The following is an 18,438-nucleotide window of genomic DNA, read 5'->3' as shown; positions in this document are numbered from 1 at the left end:
ATTCCGTTTCCTTGTTCGCTCTCTTATTTAAATAAATCGGCAAAAGCTTTAAGAAAAGTTGTTTTACTCCATGCAGTTCCCCCAGCTGCCAATGGATCGACTACATTTTCATACACTTGATTATTTTTAACAGCATCGAGGCTCTTCCAAATAGAATTATTCTCTAAATCAGCTAATGCTGTTGGACTATCAGTGTTTTCTGTTTCCTCAAACTGAATAAATAAGTAATCTGGATTCATTTCCGCTAATTTCTCTAATGAAATCATTTCCTGTGCTTTTGCTTTTTTTACTTCTTCAGGAACCTCTAAACCAAGGTCTGCATATAGAACAGGGTTAAAATATACCGTTTCAGGATAAATATATAAGCTGCCCCCTCTTAATCTCAGCATAACAACTTTTTTTCCTGCCAGCTTATCGTGAATGCTTTCTTTTGTCTCTGTAACGTTTTTTTCATAATCCGCAATGATTGTTTCTGCCTTTTTTGTTTCATTTGTCAATTGCCCTAGTAATAATAAATTATCTTTCCAGTTTGTTGAAATGTGAGAAACAGGAATCATTGGTGCCACTTTATTTAAGTTATCCGCCACTTCTGGTTGAAATTTACTTGTGCCCAGAATAACATCTGGTTTTAGCTGCAAGAGCTTTTCTACACTTGGCTGCATTTTTTCGCCAATTTGCTCTGCTTCCGACATCGAGTCGCCTAGATAAGCAGGGAATTTTCCAGCTGTTGCAATGGCACCTGCTGGTTTAATACCCAGCATCGCTGCATCTTCCATCGCTTCTTGGCTTGCTGTTACAATTGTCTCTACTTTAGCTGGAATTTCATATTTTTCCCCTAAATAGGTAACCTCTTGAGTCGTACTTTGTCCGTCCCCTTTACTATCTTTTATCGATGAAGATGTATTTTTTTCTCCCTTTTGACTACAAGCTGTTAATAATAAAAAAGCCGCTAGGAAAATAAAAAATAAATTCTTTTTCATATACTCTCTTTCCTTTCTCTATATAATCCTAATTGAGATTGATAACCTTTATCAATTAGAATTATACTGAAAAAAGCTCCGATTATAACATGGATAATTTCCGCTAATATGCTTGTACTTTTTCCTTCTCTATCATCAGCTCTCGGAGATTATCAAGAACTCGTAAGTGGGAGCTTGCAGAATACTCATTCCATGGATCTGAATGGATAAAAGCAACTTTCTTATTTTTAACTGCTGCTATACGATTCCATTCTGTTGAGCATTTCAGTTTGTCCCAAGCGCTAATTGTCTCCATATCCTGGCGAATATTAACAAATAAATAAGTTGGATTTAAGCTTACCAAGTCAGAAAGTGTAATGGCTTCGCTTAATTGAATATCTTCTTCAGGTTGTGCTGACGTAAATCCTAAATCTTTATACACGAGATCAATAGCTGTTCTAGAACGATTGAGGACTAATGTATTTTTAAATAGGCTAACTACTAAAACAACTTCGCTCTCTAATGATTCCTTCCATAACTTTCTTGTTTCCTTTACTTTATCTTCATATCTTTTTAAATAGTTTTCTGCGTCTATTTCGCAATTAATATAGGTTGCTATTTCTAGCAATTGGCTTTTCCAACTGCTATTTTTGAATGAATAATAATAGACTGGTGCTATTTTTTCGAGTTCCTGCTTCTCTTCAGCTGATATGTCATCCTTCGCGATTATTTTATCTGGTTTCTCTGCAGACAGTTTTTGGATGTTGTTTTCCCATTCTAAATGAATCTTGTAGGTATTTAAATGAATAGGAATATCATCTCGAAAATTCTGATAATAATAACTGGTCCATTTAGGATGCAGTGGAGCTGCGTAGGGAATTATCTGAAGTGCAAGTAAATGACCTGTTGTTGAAAAATCATAAGAAGCAATCTTCACCTCTCGCTTCTTCCTATAATTCGTTGGGGGAATCCCGACGATTTTTTTGAACACTCTACTTAGATAAAATTCATCAGCATAACCAACACTTACTGCAATCACTCGTAAACTATTGGATGTTTTGATGAGTAATTCTTTTGCCCTGCGAATACGGATTTCTGTTAAAAAATCTTGTACACCTATTCCATACTCTTTTTTAAAAAGCTGGGAGTAGTATTTAGGGCTTACCCCTGCTCTTTTTGCTAATAAAGCGGTAGAAATGGTATCAGCATAATGCTTCTCCATATATCTTTTGGTCTCTTCTATCGCAATCATTGTATTTTTCGGAATTTTTTGCGGTTGATTGGTCACAAAATAATGGAAAATCAGCGAGCGTTTTGCCTTTTTTAAAAAATGATTATTTATTGATTCGTCTTGTTCTAATTTGAACAGGTCCTCCAGCATAGGCTGAATTGTGTCAGCTGACTGAAAAACAAATGATTTCATGATACTGTTCTCATTCTTTAGCGCTACTTTTGTATATGTATCCCTATTTATAGCTTTCGTCTGATACAATTGAAATGGCAGCAAATAATAGTCTACACAGCAAGTATTTTTAAATTGAAGATGATAGGTGCTTTCCGCTGGAATAAATAATAGATCCCCTTTACTGAAAAGAAACTTATCGATATCAATCGATAACATCCCTTCACCACTATTAATATAAATAAATAGATAACTAGTCGATAAAACTCGCTCTATCTTCTTGGCATATAATCGTTCTATACGGCCATAGTTTATTTCGATACTCTCCCAGTTATAAATCATCTCATTTTCCTCTCTTGTTATTTTCTTAATTTATATGTACAATATATTCACCTAATTAATATTGATAATCATTATCACTTATTTTACCAAATTATTGCATAGAAAGAAATAGGTGGGGATATCCTTGATGAAATGGAAAGAAAGCTTTTATATTCCCAATACAGAAATTTGGACATATTCTATTGATGAGACAAAAAAATATAAAATCTTTGTCTATATCCCAAATATCCCCGTTCCTGAAGATGGATTTCCTGTCCTCTATCTTTTGGACGGCAACGCTAATTTTGGTAGTTATGTAGAAGCGGTACGCTTGCAGACTAGAACACGTGAAAAAACTGGATTACATCCTGCTGTTATCATTGGTATAGGCTATGATACTGCTGAGCCTTATAGTGTAGAAAGATATTTCGACTTTACCTTTCATGCAGACCAGACACAGCTTCCTAAAAATCCAACTGGCTCACAATGGCCGCCTCTTGGTGGCGGCAAACAATTTCTTTCCTTTATCGAACAGAAATTAAAGCCTTTAGTAGAGCAGAACATTCCGATAAACACAAAAAAGCAAATGATTACTGGTCATTCACTCGGAGGACTTTTTGTTCTTTTTACACTCTTCACGGCCCCTTCTTCGTTTCAATATTATCTGGCAAGCAGCCCATCCATCCATTGGAACGAAGAGCAGCTGTTAAAAGAACTAGACTTTTTTCCAAAAAGACTAAACCCTCTAGACACAAATAAATTGCTGCTTACCGTTGGAGAAAAAGAAAAATCACATTTTACACAAATGCATCAAAAGGCAATTACTCTCTCTGAGAAATTGCAGAATTATCATTCTCCTTCCTTCCAGCATATTTTTCATGAATTTAAAGAAGAAGACCATCTTACTGTATTACTGCCATTAATCAATAAAACGATACGTTTTATAAATGATAAATGAATTTTACTAAAAACAGGTTTTAAAGCAATCAGGTGGGCTAATCCCTTTTTTGGAGGTTAAATCGGGATAGATGAGATGGAGGCATGGTTATTATCAAAATTAAAATGGACTTAAATGTGGAAGAAGTGAATGCCCAGAAGGGACAGACTTTATGCCTATTAAAACAAACAAAATGTCTATTAATGGAGCAAATAAAATTTATACATTTTGTTTAGACTGTGGGGAATTCGATTCAATCCTTCTTGATAATACAACAATGTTTAAAAAGAAATAGAAACATCAAAAACGTTGAATACTAAGTGAAGGGAGTCTTCCCTTCACTAAAAAACTGGCACTATCATTTGGAAAATAATAGACTAAGTTAAGGTAGACTGCAAAAAAACACCTGAGGCTTGCCATATAAAACTAATTCGGCAAATCTCGGGTGTTCCTATTTCTCCATAAAGATAAACTTTCCCTAGCTTACTAAACTTTCCCCTTGCTGCAACTGATACATCTGATAATATTTGCCCTTTCTTGCCATTAATTCATCATGGTTGCCTTTTTCTACTATCTCTCCATGATCAAGGACAAGTATTTGATCCGCATTGCGAATCGTTGATAAACGATGGGCTATAATAAAAGTCGTTCTGCCTTCTTTTAGGACTTCCATTGCATGTTGAATTATTTGTTCTGTTTCTGTATCAATACTGCTTGTTGCTTCGTCTAGAATTAGGATTGCTGGATCAAAGGCCAGAGCTCTTGCAAAGGAAATCAGCTGTCTTTGTCCGCTAGATAAAGTACTTCCCTTTTCTATCACTGGCTCATCATATCCCTTTTCTAAATGCTTTAATACTCTATCTGCGCCAACATCCTTCAATGCTTTCTCCACAGTTTCTCGTGAAATAGAAGGATCATTTAAGGTGACATTGGACGCGATGGTTCCTGTAAATAGAAAAGGATCTTGGAGAACAATTCCCATATATTTACGAAGATCTTGCTTTGAAAAAGACATAATATCTTTTCCATCTATCTTAATCTTTCCTGATTGAATATCATAAAAACGGAATAAAAGGTTCATAATCGAGCTTTTTCCTGATCCCGTATGACCAACTAAAGCGACTGTTTCACCTTGCTTTGCTTCAAAAGAAATATTTTTTAACACATAGTCGTTATCTTTATAGGCAAAGTTAACTTGATCAAAGGTGACATTTCCTTTATATCTTTCTAACGTAACATCTTCCACATCTATTCCATCTTCATCCAATAATTCAAATACTCGTTCCCCTGCAACAAGTGCTTGTTCTAAATTGGCCAATTGATTGACAATTCCTTGTACTGGCTGGAATAGTCGGTTTATATAATCAACAAAGGCATAGAGCATTCCGAGAGAAAGTGCAGCTGTTACTGATAAAGACTGACCAGCAACATACCAGATGAATACAACAAATACGATGTTTCGTAACACGTTCACTAAGTTATGGGAAGTAAGACTGTTTAACCGCAGCATCTTATTTTGATAGCGAAAATGCTCGTTATTTAAATTCTCAAATTCTTTTCTCGTTTGTTTTTCTTTGCTAAATGCCTGAATGATATGCATCCCTTGAATAGATTCATTAACCATTCCATTAATATCACTAATTTTCGCTCGAATAACATGATTGTACCGGGAAGCAAATTTGCGATATCCGATCATCCATATATATAAAATCGGCAGTAAAATTAAACATATTGCCGCAAGCGGAGGATTTAAGATAAATAATGCAATATAAATTCCAATAATATTAATTCCACTAGAGAAGAAGTTAGATAGGACTGTTACATATAGTTCCCTAATTGCTTCTGTATCGTTTGTTACTCTAGCAACTACTTTACCTGCAGGAAGATTATCGAAATATTTGATAGGCAGCCGCTGAATTTGGGCAAATACATCCTCGCGCATTTTCTGAATAATTCGGTTGGCTGATTTTTGTAATAAATAGTGCTGGCCATATTGGAAAATGGCAGAAATAATGACTAATCCAAAATAAAAAGATAACAGCTTTAAAATAGGTGTAATTTCGGGTTTATAGAAATCAAATACTTCCGCATTTGATAACAGCGTGGCAGGATATGTTTTTGCATCTGTCCCTTTCCTTATAGTCAATGTTCCGTCATGAAACTCGCGACTTCCATCAAATGAAATCTTCCCTTCCACAAAAAGAAATTGTCTTCCCACTTGGAGGATTCTTACTTCTGCAAGCTTTTCTTTATCGGAATCAAGATATTCTGCTTTTTTGTAGAAATTCCCCTTATATTTTACTGCCTCTTTTGTTGGTTCTGTTTGATACCATTGTGATTCAATCCCTGTTATATGATCATCAATTACCTTTTTTGCAACAAATGGACCAGCCAGATCGGCGATAACAGCAATTGTCAGCATGATTAACGCAGCAATAATAATCCCTTTGAATTTTAATGCATATTGAAATAATCGTTTACCAGTAGTCATGCTTTCACCTCCACTTCATCTGCATCCACTTTTGTCTGTTGCGTTATATATTGTTCCTTATACCAGCCATTTTGTTTCATTAACTCCTCATGTGTTCCATGTTCTGCAATATGGCCATCTTCCATCACAATGATATGATCGGCATGCTGAACAGCAGTCATTCGATGAGTCGAAATAATCGTTGTTTTTGCTTGTCGTTCTTTCTTTATATTCGTGATAATTTTTTGTTCTGTTTTTGCATCTACCGCTGATAAAGAATCATCTAAGATGAGAATTTCCGGTTTACGGATAAGTGCTCTCGCAATCGATATCCGTTGCTTTTGTCCCCCTGACAAAGCTACTCCTTTTTCCCCTACAAGTGTTTCTAACCCCTCTGGAAGCATTTCGATATCCTGATCAAAAGAGGCAAGACGAATTGCTTCTTCTAATTCTCCTTCCACAGCACCTTCTTTTCCAAATAAGATATTTTCTCTCACTGTTTTTGAAAAAAGGACATGATCTTGGGGAACATAACCAATCCATCCTCTTAATGTATGCAAATCAATGGAATCAATGCTATTCCCATTAATCACCAGCTTCCCTTCTCCTTTCGGATATTCGCGAAGCAGCTGTTTAATCATTGTCGTCTTTCCACTACCTGTTTTCCCAACAATCCCAACTGTTTCTCCTCTTCTTATGGTTAAATAGATGTCACGGAGATTCTCTTGTTTAGACGATGGATATTGAAATTGCACATCTTGGAATTGAATAATTTCAGGAACTTCTTCTTTCTTTCCATTCTCCGGATTCCTTACATCTGCCTTGTAACTTAATGTTTCCTGGACCCGATCTAAAGAAGCATTGCCTCGCTGCATAATATTCATTAATTCACCAACAGCAAACATTGGCCAAACAATCATTCCTAAATATACATTGAAGGTAACAAGCTGCCCAATTGTCAACTGCTGTTGAAACACTAAGTAAGCACCATACCCGAGTCCAATTAGATAGCTTAAACCAACAAGAATTCGCACAGTTGGATCAAATAAAGAATCTATTTTAGCCACATGTAAATTCTTCTTATAGACATCTTCTGTAAAATGATGAAATTGTTTTTGTTCTTCTTTTTCCAATACATAAGCGCGGATTACTCGAACTCCTGAAATAGACTGAAGAACACTATCATTCATATCACCGAATGCGTCCTGGGCTTCCATAAAGCGTTTATGGATTCTTTCCCCATATATTTGCATGATAATGGCCATAATAGGCAGTGGAAGAATTGCTGCCAATGTTAATTTCCAGCTTACGGTAATCACCATTGTAATTAAAATCGTCAGCATAAAAATCGTAGAATCAACCAATGTCAAAATTCCAAATCCTGCTGTAACGGAAACAGCCTTTAAATCATTGGTCGCTCTGGCCATTAGATCGCCTGTTTTATTTTTTTCAAAAAAAGTTGGCGTCATCTTAAATAGATGATTCATAAATTTACTTCTTAACTTCAATTCTAAAATATTGGCTCCACCAAATAGCTTATACATCCAAAAATAAGTGATAATATACGTACTTATGGTGATCCCTGCTACCCCAAGTATATAGACCAATGTCTTATTGCTCGTTAATGATCCAATCGTTAGTTCATCAATAAACATCCCGAGAATTCTTGGCGGTAACACTTCTATAAACCCTACAAAAATTAAAAGAATAATAGCTATTGTATAACTCTTCCAATGTTCTTTAAAAAACCATTTTAATTTAAAAAATATCGAAAACATTCACTCATCCCCTGTCTCTCTTCATCTGCAACTAGCCACTTTCTAAGTCCTTTAATGCCTTTCTTGCTTCTTTGATCATAACAATCATTACCTTCTCCTCCTTTATTTTTTGAAAACAAATGTCCATCACCTAATTAAGCATTTTTCCACAAAAAAAGAGACAGACCGCAACCATGCGATCTATCTCTTTTTTGACAGAAAACTACACAGGCTACCTATAGTGGCAACCATCTACATCCGCATTAAAATGATCGAAAAGAAAGCAGAAGGTTACCGACATATGAAGTTATAAATACATCATGTCTATTTAGTCTTCTCATCGGTAACTCCTCCTTTCTCTACATTTATTTTCCAATATAATTGAGATTAACATGTAGGTTTTATAATGTCAATTGCCATTATTCCGAAAATTAAAGATTTTTAATAATTTAATTGAACTTCTTCTTTTCCAGCTATTGCGTCTTTTTCCTCCTTTTCTTTTGCCAATTTAGGTAATACTAGGCTGTAATAAAAACCGACTACAAGGAAGCAAGCACCGACAAACCAGTATATTATTTCAATAGAAAACCATTGAGGATAACCAATAGAGATAAGTCCTAATGTAATAGACTGTGACAGCATCATTAACGGGGTTATCCACCCTTGAACTCTTCCCATCATCTTCGGCTCAATAATCGTCGGCATCCAGCCTCCTATTGCAATATTAATCAGCGGAAGCCCCAGTGCTAAGAAGAAACAGATGGTTAAGAAGACTAAGATATTCGGTGAATAAGATGCCAAAATAGTCATTATGGCAATATAAAATGCGCCCATGATAATCAACTTATACAATTTAACCTTCTGTGCAAGAAGAGAGGAAAGGAAACTTCCAATCATAACCCCTGCTCCAAAGACAATTCCAAAATAAATCGATACTTGTTCGTAATTATCAGGTGCTAGTTTATATTTCAAAATAAAGACCTGCATGACGCTAAATCCACCATTGACCACTCCAAAGGCAATAAATCCATATATTAATGCCATCAATAACTTATTAGTCAAAATATATTTTAAGCCAATCATAAAGTCACTCCATATAAAGCGAATATTTAATTCCTTTAAAGTATGACTGCCATTAGGTTTTCGAACAGTTTCATCCAGCTTCATTGATTTAATAAGCAATCCACTAATCGTTAAGGTTGCTACATCCACTAAGATTGCACCATATATGCCTAGTGTCCAATAGACAAATATTCCAATCGCATTACCAAATAACATGAAGATACTATTCACTAATTGATTTAACCCTGCAGCTGTTGTAAAATCATCTTTTTTTAATACACCTTGAAGAATACCTTGTTCCGCTGGAAAAAAGAATTTTTGAACGGCACTTCTTAAAAACAACATTATAAAAATAAGTGGCATCCAGCCAATAAGAACAGCTCCTAGCACACATAGTGACAATGCAGCTGCGATTATCTCACAATAATAGGCAATCTTTTGGCGGTCCATTCGGTCTGCTACAACTCCGACTAAAAAAAACACAGCTAAAGTTGGCAAAGAAAACATTAATTCAGTCACTGTTGCATAAGCAGGCTGCTCAGAAAACCGATCGAGAATATAAAACATAAAAGCCGTTAAACCAATTACACTGCCCATCTGAGAAGTGACATTGGCAATAAAAAGTCTAGTAAAGCTCACATTTTTGAATATTTCTGCAAATTTCTTCATCTATTATCCCTCATCCTTTAGTTGATGAGTTCATTTTAGCTTTCTTCCATTGAATTAAGAACATACATCCGATGGTTTCTTCGTCGGTCTGCAGGCGGAAATAAATTCCATTATAAAGGCTGATGCCCCTCCTTTTCACTTGTGTAAGGAACTTTATCTGCAAGGCGGGAGGCTGTGCTTCTCTGTTCCCATTTTTCTTTGTTCTGCTTTCTTTCGGTACAGAGACCGGTCCTCTTTTCCCTTTTTTTCTTTGCTTCTCTTTCTTTCGGGCATAGAGAATGCTTCTGTACCCCTTCGCAAACAAAACTGGCACGGAGATATCCCTTTTTCTCCACAACAAATAGGCTGTCCCTAAATTAGCCTTGAATTGGTAAGGTATTCAAGATTAATTTAAAAACAGCCTATATCTCATTTCACTGTGCTTATTCCCCTAAAAGTTCCTTAAAACGATCTTTTGATTCTTTTTCATCAAAGCTAGAAAAAATCCGGAAATGATCTTCATCAATAATACGAAAATGCTGACTAATGATATTCTGCTGCAGAATAAACCCGTTCTTTTTTTCTACTTCTCTCCACCATACTTTTCCGCCCAATGTTTTCTCTTTTCGGTAATCCATTCCATCACGAGCAACGGTCTCCAACACCTCTAAAGGTTCATTACCAAATAAGAAGCGAACTGTTTCAGTTTCTCTAAAGAGTGCGCAAACTGCTACTACAGTCGACCAGCCAGCATATAGCCTACCTTTCTCAATTTGCACTAACGTCTTTTTTGATAAGCCAATGACCTCTGCCATTTTATCTTGGGTATATCCCGCTTCTGTGCGTATTAATCTCATCTTTTCTGATACACTCTCAATAATTTCTTCTCTAGTCAAAGTTTCTTCATTCCCTTATTAGTTATGTGTAATTTTACACCATATCTATTATATTATAAGCTTCCTTTATACAAATTTCAATTTAAAACTATTTGTTATTTAAAATTAATTTTTATTCCCCTATTTTATTTGACTAAATATTTGCTTTACTTCCTAAAAAAGGAACTAGTAAATAAAAAGGATAAATAACCATAAAAAAAGCCTATGTTCTCCATAGAAAACAAGGCTTTCCTATTTATTATTTTGCTAGATTATATTTCGTCAGTGAATCCTTTAATTTCTCGTTACTGCTCTTCATTATTTCTGCTGTTTTTGCGACATTTCCAATAGCAGAAGTTTGTTCATCTGTACTAGAAGCAATTTGTTCCACTGCTGCCGCAACTGACTCTGATACTTCTGATACTTTTGCAATAGAGCTAGAAATATGATTATTTTGCTCTACAACTCGGTTTAACTCTACTGTCATTTCTTTCACTGCTTCAATACTATTAATTACAGCTCTAGCAATCGCTGTAAATTCTTTTTCCGTATCCTTTACGGCAACATCTAATTCAGCGGTTTGATTGGTTGTTTCATAAATGGACATAACCGTGCTTTCCATTTCTTTCTCGATATTTTGAATCATATCTTGAATTTGTTTAGTAGCCGAATTGGTCTCTTCAGCTAAATTACGCACTTCATTGGCAACAACCGAGAAACCTTTTCCATGCTCACCTGCTCTAGCAGCTTCAATACTAGCATTTAAAGCAAGCAAGTTTGTTTGTTCTGCTATTCTATTAATAGTTGAAGTAATTTTAGAGATATCTAAAACCTTTTGATATAATCCACTAATTCCAATACTTACCTCATTCGTTGATTTGCTAGCATTTTCATTACAAATTTTTAAAGTATTAATGGTCTTTTGTCCATTATGTGATGCTTCTTGAGCATTTTCAGTTGCTTTCTTAATGATTTGATTTTTCCCTTCCATATTGTCGATGGAATTGGTTAAGCTATCTATTTCTCTTTTCACTTCTTCTAATTCGGAAGCCTGGCTAACAGCGCCCTCAGCAATTTCAGCCATTGCTCGACCAATTTCTTCGGCACTTGCCAATGTTTCTTCAGCAATTACAGATACATCACTTGCTTGACTTATTCCTGTTTCATTTACATTTTTCAAGCTTGAAACAAGAAAGGCAAACTTTTCTTGCAATTCGCTAATAGAACGATTCAGTTGGCCAATTTCATCTTTCGAAGTATCTTTGAATTCAACAGATAAATCACCATGTGCCAACCTATGTACCTTGTCATTAAGACGGGATAAGGCTTTTAATTTCCCCATCATTAACACATTAAAAACAAGTGCGCTTAATATAGTAAGAATAATTACTGCAGCTACTATGATTAAATAATCACTATAAGTGAAGGAAAACAAGCCTTGCAAGTTTTCGTTTTTGGCAATAAAAAATCCGCTAAAAGCACTAATACATGTAGTAATAAGGATAAGCATATTAAATCCAATAAGCGATTTTACTTTAAAACTATCTTTCTTTTTCATTTGAAACATCCTCTCTTCCGCCGTCCATAATAAGGGGCCATTTCCTTAGCAACACTTTTAGATATTCTTAAAACGCTTTCACATATAATAACTTAGTTTTTTCTCTATGTCTTTAATATCGGTAATTTTTACCCATTTTTAAGCCTTTATTTGTAATTTTTTTATAAATATTTTTACAGAAATAAAATTAGTAAAATGCCTAATTTTTAGTGGATTCATGTAAGAATCGGAAAGTTTGCGAGCCAAATTCTTTTCTACGCATAAAATACAACGATATCCCCTTCTTAGAAAATTAGAAAGGATGACCAATGTTGTTTAATATATTTGTAGATCAACAGATTAGATTACGTTTATTAGAGCGGACGGACTCTCATGAACTATTTCAATTAGTGAATAAAAATAGAAATTATTTAAGAAAATGGCTTCCATGGGTGGATCAAATAACTTCTCCTTATCAATATCAAACCATCATTCCCATTTGGCATCAACTTTTCACAGAGCAAACAGAACTAAATGCAGGTATTTTTTTTAATGGTAAATTAGTAGGTATGGTCACATTACAACAAATTGATTGGGCAAGTCGCAAAGCTAGCATCGGCTATTTTTTAGCTGAAGATGCACAAGGGCATGGCATTATGACAAAATGTGTTGTTGCTATCTTAAATTATGCGTTTTATTATTTAAAGCTAAACAGAATCGAAATACAATGCGGGGTAAAAAATGGCAAAAGCCAAGCAATTCCTGAGAAGCTTTCCTTTAAAAAAGAAGGAATAATCAGAGATGGCGAATTTCTTTATGACCATTTCCATGATCTTTATTCCTATAGCATGCTAGCCAGAGAATGGGCAGCCAAATATTAGATTTCTATTCCACATATACATGTGGATAAAGAAATTTTTATCTGCAGGACGTATTTCTCCTCTTACTGGAAGTTTATTGCACTTAACTATCTTTACGGGCAAGTTTTACTAACACACATTTTCTATTTTAAGCCGTTTTATTGCCCGTTAAGAGTGGAATACTAACAAAGAATCGCTTGAATCCTCTTCCTCTCTTTATCTTCCAAGATTTTATTTTATAAAAGAAAAGGTATAATATAAGAAAATAGAAGCTTTAGGATATAAAAAATTGTAAACTAATACTTCTTTGACAACAAAAGAATGGTGATGAACGAAATTATGATTGGAATGCAACTACTATTAATTGTCATACTAACTGCTTTTTCAGCTTTTTTTGTAGCAACAGAATTCTCTATTGTTCGCGTGCGACCTGCAAGGATTGAACAGCTTGTAGAAGAAGGACATAAAAATGCGCGTACTGTAAAAAAAATCATTGAGAATATTGATGCTTATCTTTCGGCTTGCCAATTAGGAATTACTATTACTTCTTTAGGATTAGGCTGGTTGGGACAACCTACTATTTTAAAATTGATTCAACCTTTAATGAATGAGTTGGCTGTACCAGCTGCTTTATCACAAGGTTTAGCCTTTGTTTTATCTTTTTCTATTATTACATATATTAATGTAGTGATTGGAGAGCTCTTTCCGAAGTCTGTTGCTATTATCCTTACAGAGAAGGTCTCTTTATTAGTGAGTAAACCATTAATCTGGTTTTATAACATTATGTATCCTTTTATATGGATTCTTAATAAATCATCAAGACAAGTGGCGAAGTTATGGGGAATTACCAATCCTACAACCAATAGTGACGCCTTGTCAGAAGAAGAACTGCAGATTGTACTAAAGGAAAGTTACAATAATGGGGAAATTAGTTTATCTGAATACAACTATGTTAATCGTATTTTTGCTTTTGATAACCGGCTAGCAAATGAAATTATGATTCCAAGAACAGAAATGGTTACTTTATCAGACCAGTTATCCATTGATGAAGCAATAAATATCATTCAAAAAGAACGCTATACGAGGTATCCACTTACCAAAAATGATGATAAAGATAGCATTATTGGCTTTATCCATATTAAACAATTACTAACGGACTGGTTAAAAAATGAAGGTTATGAAAATAAATCATTATTGGACTATGCACAGCCGATTATTCATATAATCGAAACAACTCCAATTCAAGCTGTTTTCTTGAAGATGCAGAAGGAAAGAACATCTATTGCTATTCTTCATGATGAGTTTGGTGGAACAGCTGGTCTAATTTCCGCAGAAGATATCTTAGAAGAAATTGTTGGTGAGATTAGAGATGAATTTGATGAAGAGGAAACGCCTCTTATTCAAAAAATTAATGATCATCACTATATTCTTGATTCCAAGCTTCCCTTAACAGAGGTAAACAAGGTATTATCACTATCAATCGATCGAGAAGATATTCATACACTTGGTGGATGGATTTTATATCAAAATCCGAATTTAAAAAAAGGGGAAACAATCGAATATAATGGCTGCTTATTCAAGATTGATAAAATGATTCGACAGCATATTTTCACCTTTGATGTTCAAAAAATACCTGCTCACTTAACAGAAGAAAAATAAGCTTCTTGCCGTACGATGAGTCGTTTCATGTGACAGAGCGATTCATCGTACCACTTTTATTCCCTCCTCTTTTATACCTTAGGAAATAAATAGACAATTAACATGAAATTCCGCTTTTCTTATATATTTATATTATAGACAGAAAATTTAAAAAGTAATCGTTATCAAGTTTGACTTGATAGTTTGGCTTACCGTATAATAATTAGTAAAATTAAACAATTGCGAGGTGGTATAATGGGATTGTTTATCTAATTAAAGAACTTCATATTAATTCTTTCATGCAAACGATTATTATACTAGCTTCCGCATCGGACCTACTTTATGAACCCAAATCTTTTGATAAAATATAATCACTGGTGCATTCTCGCAGCTGGAAAAATTGTGATTATTTGCGGAAATTAAAGAACTTTATTACGAGATTGTACTCGATAGAAATTTCACTCATTTCAATCTGAATTAATCAGGAGGTGACTCCTTACTCGGTAAACGAGATAAGGAAATTTATTTGGACATATTTAACTTGGTTATAATAGCCATTTTAATTGCTTTGACTGCTTTTTTTGTAGCATCAGAGTTTGCTATTATTAGAGTTCGTAGTTCAAGGATTAATCAGCTTATAGAGGAAGGCCGTAAAAATGCCCTTTCCGCCAAAAAGGTTACTAGCAATCTCGATGAATACTTATCTGCCTGCCAATTAGGTATAACTGTTACAGCGCTCGGTATTGGTTGGATTGGCGAAGAAACAGTCCAGCACGTTTTAGCACCATTACTACAAATTATCCATGTTCCTGCTACAGTAATTACCGTCTTATCCTTCTCTTTAGCATTCGCCTTCATTACTTTTTTACATGTAGTAGTCGGTGAACTTGCTCCCAAAACATTCGCGATTCATAAGGCAGAACAAATTACTTTATGGGTAGCAAAACCATTAATCCTATTTTATAAACTGCTTTATCCCTTTATATGGACCTTGAATGGCTCCTCTAGAATTATTATAAGAATGTTTGGATTAAAGGCTGTTTCGGAGCATGAGTTAGCACATACAGAAGAAGAACTTCGGATTATTGTCTCTGAAAGTTATAAAAACGGTGAAATCAACCAATCGGAGTTTAAATATGTAAATAATATTTTTGATTTTGATGATCGAATAGCTAAAGAAATTATGGTTCCACGAACAGAAATTGCTTCTCTTGAACAATCAAGTACATTAGAGGAGTTGCTTAACCTTATCCAAAAAGAACAATTTACTCGATATCCAATCACAGATGGGGATAAAGATCATATTATCGGCATGATTAATGTAAAAGAAATCATGACAGAATTGCTTAAATCAAGAAATCTAACGACTAAAACATTAAAGCCATATATAAGGCCTGTCATCCGTGTAATTGAAACCTATCCTATTCAAGATCTATTGTTAAAAATGCAAAAAGATCGTATTCATATGGCCATCTTAATGGATGAGTATGGTGGAACATCTGGATTAGTTACGGTGGAAGATATTATTGAGGAAATTGTCGGCGATATATGGGATGAATTTGATCAGGAAGAAGTCCCTACTGTGCGCACCATAAAGGAAAATCATTATATCTTGGATGCTAAGGTGCTAATAAATGAAGTAAATGCTTTACTGCAAATAGATATAAACGATGAAGTCATCGATACATTAGGCGGCTGGATTCTCACTTCTAATTACGAAGCGTCAGAAGGGGATACGGTTATGTTCGAATCTTACGCCTTTAAAATTTTAGAAATGGAGGACCATCATATCAAATACGTCGAAGTAAAAAAAATATCCGATTTCCCGGCACAGCAAACAAAGCATATTTCAGTGCAACAATCTATCCCCTCTCCTTCGTCTGAGGCTGAGATTGTGTCCTAAAACATTTAATACCAGCTTAAACAAACCCAAACAATGTACAGAGATGTTTGGGTTTGTATTTATTTTAATCTTGAAGCTTCCCCAGCCTAAAACATTTCGCTTTCCATAAGGTTCTCGTTAACGCTATGTTCTCCTTCTAGCTGTTCATTCAAATAGCCTTAACAGATTTAAGCAGAGTGGAAATAAATTTTCTTCTTTAGTCATTCACCATTGACTCATCAAACTTATAACCTACACCCCAAATAGTATGGATAAAAGGTTGTTCCTTTGTGCCAATCTTATTTCTTAACCGTTTGATATGGACATCTACCGTTCTCTCATCCCCATAGAACTGATAGCCCCACACTCGATCTAATAGCTGTTCCCTTGTGAAAACTTGTTTTGGATTACTGATTAAATAATAAAGTAGATCAAATTCTTTCGGTGTTAGATTAGTCATTACTTTATTATTGTAGATGACTTCTCTTGTTTCCTTACTTATTTTAAAATGCTCTGTTGTAAGAAACTTATCATCACCCTGGTTCATTGTTTCTTTTTGATATCTTCTCGTTACCGCTTTAATTCTAGCCATCAACGTCAACGGACTAAATGGTTTTGTTACATAATCATCTGCTCCCATCTCCAGGCCGAGCACTTGATCTGATTCGCTGTCTTTTGCGGTAAGCATAATAATCGGAACGGAACTAACTTCTCTAATCTTACGGCAAATCGTAACGCCTTCCATTCCTGGCAGCATCCAATCAATAATGATAATATCCCAGTCTTGATTTTCTAGGAAAAAGTCTAATGCTTCTTTTCCATTGTGAATAAATTTTCCTTCATAGCCTTCTTTTAAGAAAAACATTTCTAGCATGGAGCAAACACTCTCATTATCTTCGATTACAAGTATTTTCATCCTAACACTTCCTATTTTCTAGCATTCCTTCTTTGCTACTTATTATAGCAGATGTGATGAGCAAGTTTCATTTCCTGCTAGCTTAAAGGAAGAAATATTTGAAATGACCAACCCCAAACGATTCAACCGATATTTCTGCATAAAAAGGTTTTTAATTGTAGTAAACTAACAAAATGAACTATCCTAGTTAATAACACCACCTATAAAGGAGTTATTGATATGATTCATTCTCTCGCTATAAATAAAAAGAAGCAGCTACTCACTGATCATTCCGTTGAAGATCTAGTTGCAGGTGATTATGAATGGTTTTGGGTTGACTTTGATCAGCCAATCGATGAGGAAATTGAAAAATTACATCATCCTTTTAATTTTCACCCCTTATCTATTGAAGATTGTCTTCATAATTTACAAAGGCCTAAAATTGATTATTTTGAAACCTATACCTTTTTTGTCACTCATTGTTTAAACCCTAAAACAGTGAAGAAGGACGAGCTTAATATTTTTTTGGGCAAAAACTTTATCGTTACTTTCCATCATCATGCCTCTGTGGAAGTCAATGCCGTAAAAGAAATGTTACTAAAAGAGGAAACTGCAGCATGGACACAATACACGGTTCTTTATCAGCTACTCGATCACCTCGTAGATAATTATTTTCCTATTGTCTATCAAATTGAGGATTCTCTCGCAGAAATCGATGAAAATCCTACTAATAAAACGATGGAAGCATTGCTGGATGAATTATTTTCTACTAGGCATCAGCTGCTTTCCTTGCGACATACAGTCGTCCCAATGAAAGATTTATTACATCAAATGATTAATACGGAAAAACTGGCTGCTCTCTTAATGAAAAGAGAATATTATTCTGATATCTATGACCATTTATTAAAAATCAGTGAACTAATTGAATCCAATCGTGAATTAACAACAGACATAAGGGATAGTTATCTATCCTATAATTCTCATCATTCCAATCGAATTATGCAAATCCTTACGGTTATTACAACTATTTTTATGCCACTAAGTTTCTTAGCAGGCTTATACGGAATGAATTTTTTAAATATGCCGGAGCTGCACTGGAAATATGGCTACTTCCTTCTATTATTTGTTATGGTGAGCATAGGAGTGGGCATGTTTATATTGTTCAAAAGAAAAGGATGGTTTAAATAAAAATATG

Annotated in this window: 15 protein-coding genes; 6 read left to right on the top strand and 9 right to left on the bottom strand. The window is 34.7% G+C overall.

The features are described 5' to 3' along the window. Positions 1–23: 23 nt before the first annotated feature. Positions 24–980 carry an iron-hydroxamate ABC transporter substrate-binding protein gene (locus tag NX902_RS05925; RefSeq protein ID WP_123259078.1) on the bottom strand — a complete coding sequence of 319 codons (957 nt, stop codon included), beginning with the start codon at positions 978–980 and terminating at the stop codon, positions 24–26. 103 nt (positions 981–1,083) lie between these two features. Next, positions 1,084–2,703, bottom strand: coding sequence for an ABC transporter substrate-binding protein (locus NX902_RS05920; RefSeq protein ID WP_341160606.1), 1,620 nt, complete (start codon positions 2,701–2,703; stop codon positions 1,084–1,086). Between the two features lie 127 nt (positions 2,704–2,830). On the opposite strand from NX902_RS05920, the gene NX902_RS05915 reads away from it, so the two are divergent. Together NX902_RS05915 and NX902_RS05910 are read left to right on the top strand one after the other, a co-directional pair. Next, positions 2,831–3,640 carry an alpha/beta hydrolase gene (locus NX902_RS05915; RefSeq protein ID WP_341160605.1) on the top strand — a complete coding sequence of 270 codons (810 nt, stop codon included), beginning with the start codon at positions 2,831–2,833 and terminating at the stop codon, positions 3,638–3,640. A 151-nt stretch (positions 3,641–3,791) separates the two neighbouring features. After that, complete coding sequence (locus tag NX902_RS05910) at positions 3,792–3,914, top strand: hypothetical protein (RefSeq protein WP_341160604.1); 123 nt, start codon at positions 3,792–3,794, stop codon at positions 3,912–3,914. Between the two features lie 183 nt (positions 3,915–4,097). Here NX902_RS05910 and NX902_RS05905 read toward each other — a convergent pair whose 3' ends face one another. From NX902_RS05905 to NX902_RS05880, 6 genes are all read right to left on the bottom strand, one after another. Next, positions 4,098–6,110 carry an ABC transporter ATP-binding protein gene (locus NX902_RS05905; RefSeq protein ID WP_341160603.1) on the bottom strand — a complete coding sequence of 671 codons (2,013 nt, stop codon included), beginning with the start codon at positions 6,108–6,110 and terminating at the stop codon, positions 4,098–4,100. Further along, complete coding sequence (locus tag NX902_RS05900; RefSeq protein WP_303981650.1) at positions 6,107–7,867, bottom strand: ABC transporter ATP-binding protein; 1,761 nt, start codon at positions 7,865–7,867, stop codon at positions 6,107–6,109. The genes NX902_RS05905 and NX902_RS05900 overlap by 4 nt, the downstream gene beginning before the upstream one ends. Before the next feature lie 420 nt (positions 7,868–8,287). Further along, a complete protein-coding gene (locus NX902_RS05895; protein ID WP_303981653.1) occupies positions 8,288–9,577 on the bottom strand; it encodes an MFS transporter in 1,290 nt (429 codons plus the stop codon). 10 nt (positions 9,578–9,587) lie between these two features. Next, the gene (locus NX902_RS05890) at positions 9,588–9,890 is read right to left on the bottom strand and encodes a hypothetical protein (RefSeq protein WP_303981656.1); all 303 of its coding nucleotides are present in this window, start codon (positions 9,888–9,890) and stop codon (positions 9,588–9,590) included. 109 nt (positions 9,891–9,999) lie between these two features. Further along, complete coding sequence (locus NX902_RS05885; RefSeq protein WP_095330140.1) at positions 10,000–10,452, bottom strand: helix-turn-helix transcriptional regulator; 453 nt, start codon at positions 10,450–10,452, stop codon at positions 10,000–10,002. Positions 10,453–10,690: 238 nt separating this feature from the next. Beyond that, positions 10,691–11,989 carry a methyl-accepting chemotaxis protein gene (locus tag NX902_RS05880; protein WP_341160602.1) on the bottom strand — a complete coding sequence of 433 codons (1,299 nt, stop codon included), beginning with the start codon at positions 11,987–11,989 and terminating at the stop codon, positions 10,691–10,693. Positions 11,990–12,300: 311 nt separating this feature from the next. Between NX902_RS05880 and NX902_RS05875 the strand changes: the two genes are divergently transcribed. The 3 genes from NX902_RS05875 to NX902_RS05865 all read left to right on the top strand — a co-directional run bounded on the left by NX902_RS05875 (position 12,301) and on the right by NX902_RS05865 (position 16,369). After that, entirely contained in the window at positions 12,301–12,849 is a 549-nt protein-coding gene (locus tag NX902_RS05875) for a GNAT family N-acetyltransferase (RefSeq protein ID WP_095330142.1), read from the top strand. Between the two features lie 306 nt (positions 12,850–13,155). Continuing rightward, a complete protein-coding gene (locus NX902_RS05870) occupies positions 13,156–14,487 on the top strand; it encodes a hemolysin family protein (protein WP_249928588.1) in 1,332 nt (443 codons plus the stop codon). 505 nt (positions 14,488–14,992) lie between these two features. Then, complete coding sequence (locus tag NX902_RS05865; RefSeq protein ID WP_328283604.1) at positions 14,993–16,369, top strand: hemolysin family protein; 1,377 nt, start codon at positions 14,993–14,995, stop codon at positions 16,367–16,369. A 196-nt stretch (positions 16,370–16,565) separates the two neighbouring features. On the opposite strand, the gene NX902_RS05860 is transcribed toward NX902_RS05865, so the two are convergent. Then, the gene (locus NX902_RS05860) at positions 16,566–17,264 is read right to left on the bottom strand and encodes a response regulator transcription factor (RefSeq protein WP_047945011.1); all 699 of its coding nucleotides are present in this window, start codon (positions 17,262–17,264) and stop codon (positions 16,566–16,568) included. Between the two features lie 219 nt (positions 17,265–17,483). Between NX902_RS05860 and corA the strand changes: the two genes are divergently transcribed. After that, positions 17,484–18,431 carry a magnesium/cobalt transporter CorA gene (corA, locus tag NX902_RS05855; RefSeq protein WP_163188163.1) on the top strand — a complete coding sequence of 316 codons (948 nt, stop codon included), beginning with the start codon at positions 17,484–17,486 and terminating at the stop codon, positions 18,429–18,431. Positions 18,432–18,438: the final 7 nt, after the last annotated feature.

Origin of the sequence: Niallia sp. FSL W8-0954 (assembly GCF_038005605.1) — a bacterium.
Lineage (GTDB): Bacteria > Bacillota > Bacilli > Bacillales > Cytobacillaceae > Niallia > Niallia circulans_A.
Note: the sequence above shows the minus strand (reverse complement) of the source record. Positions and strands in the feature narration are given on the sequence as shown.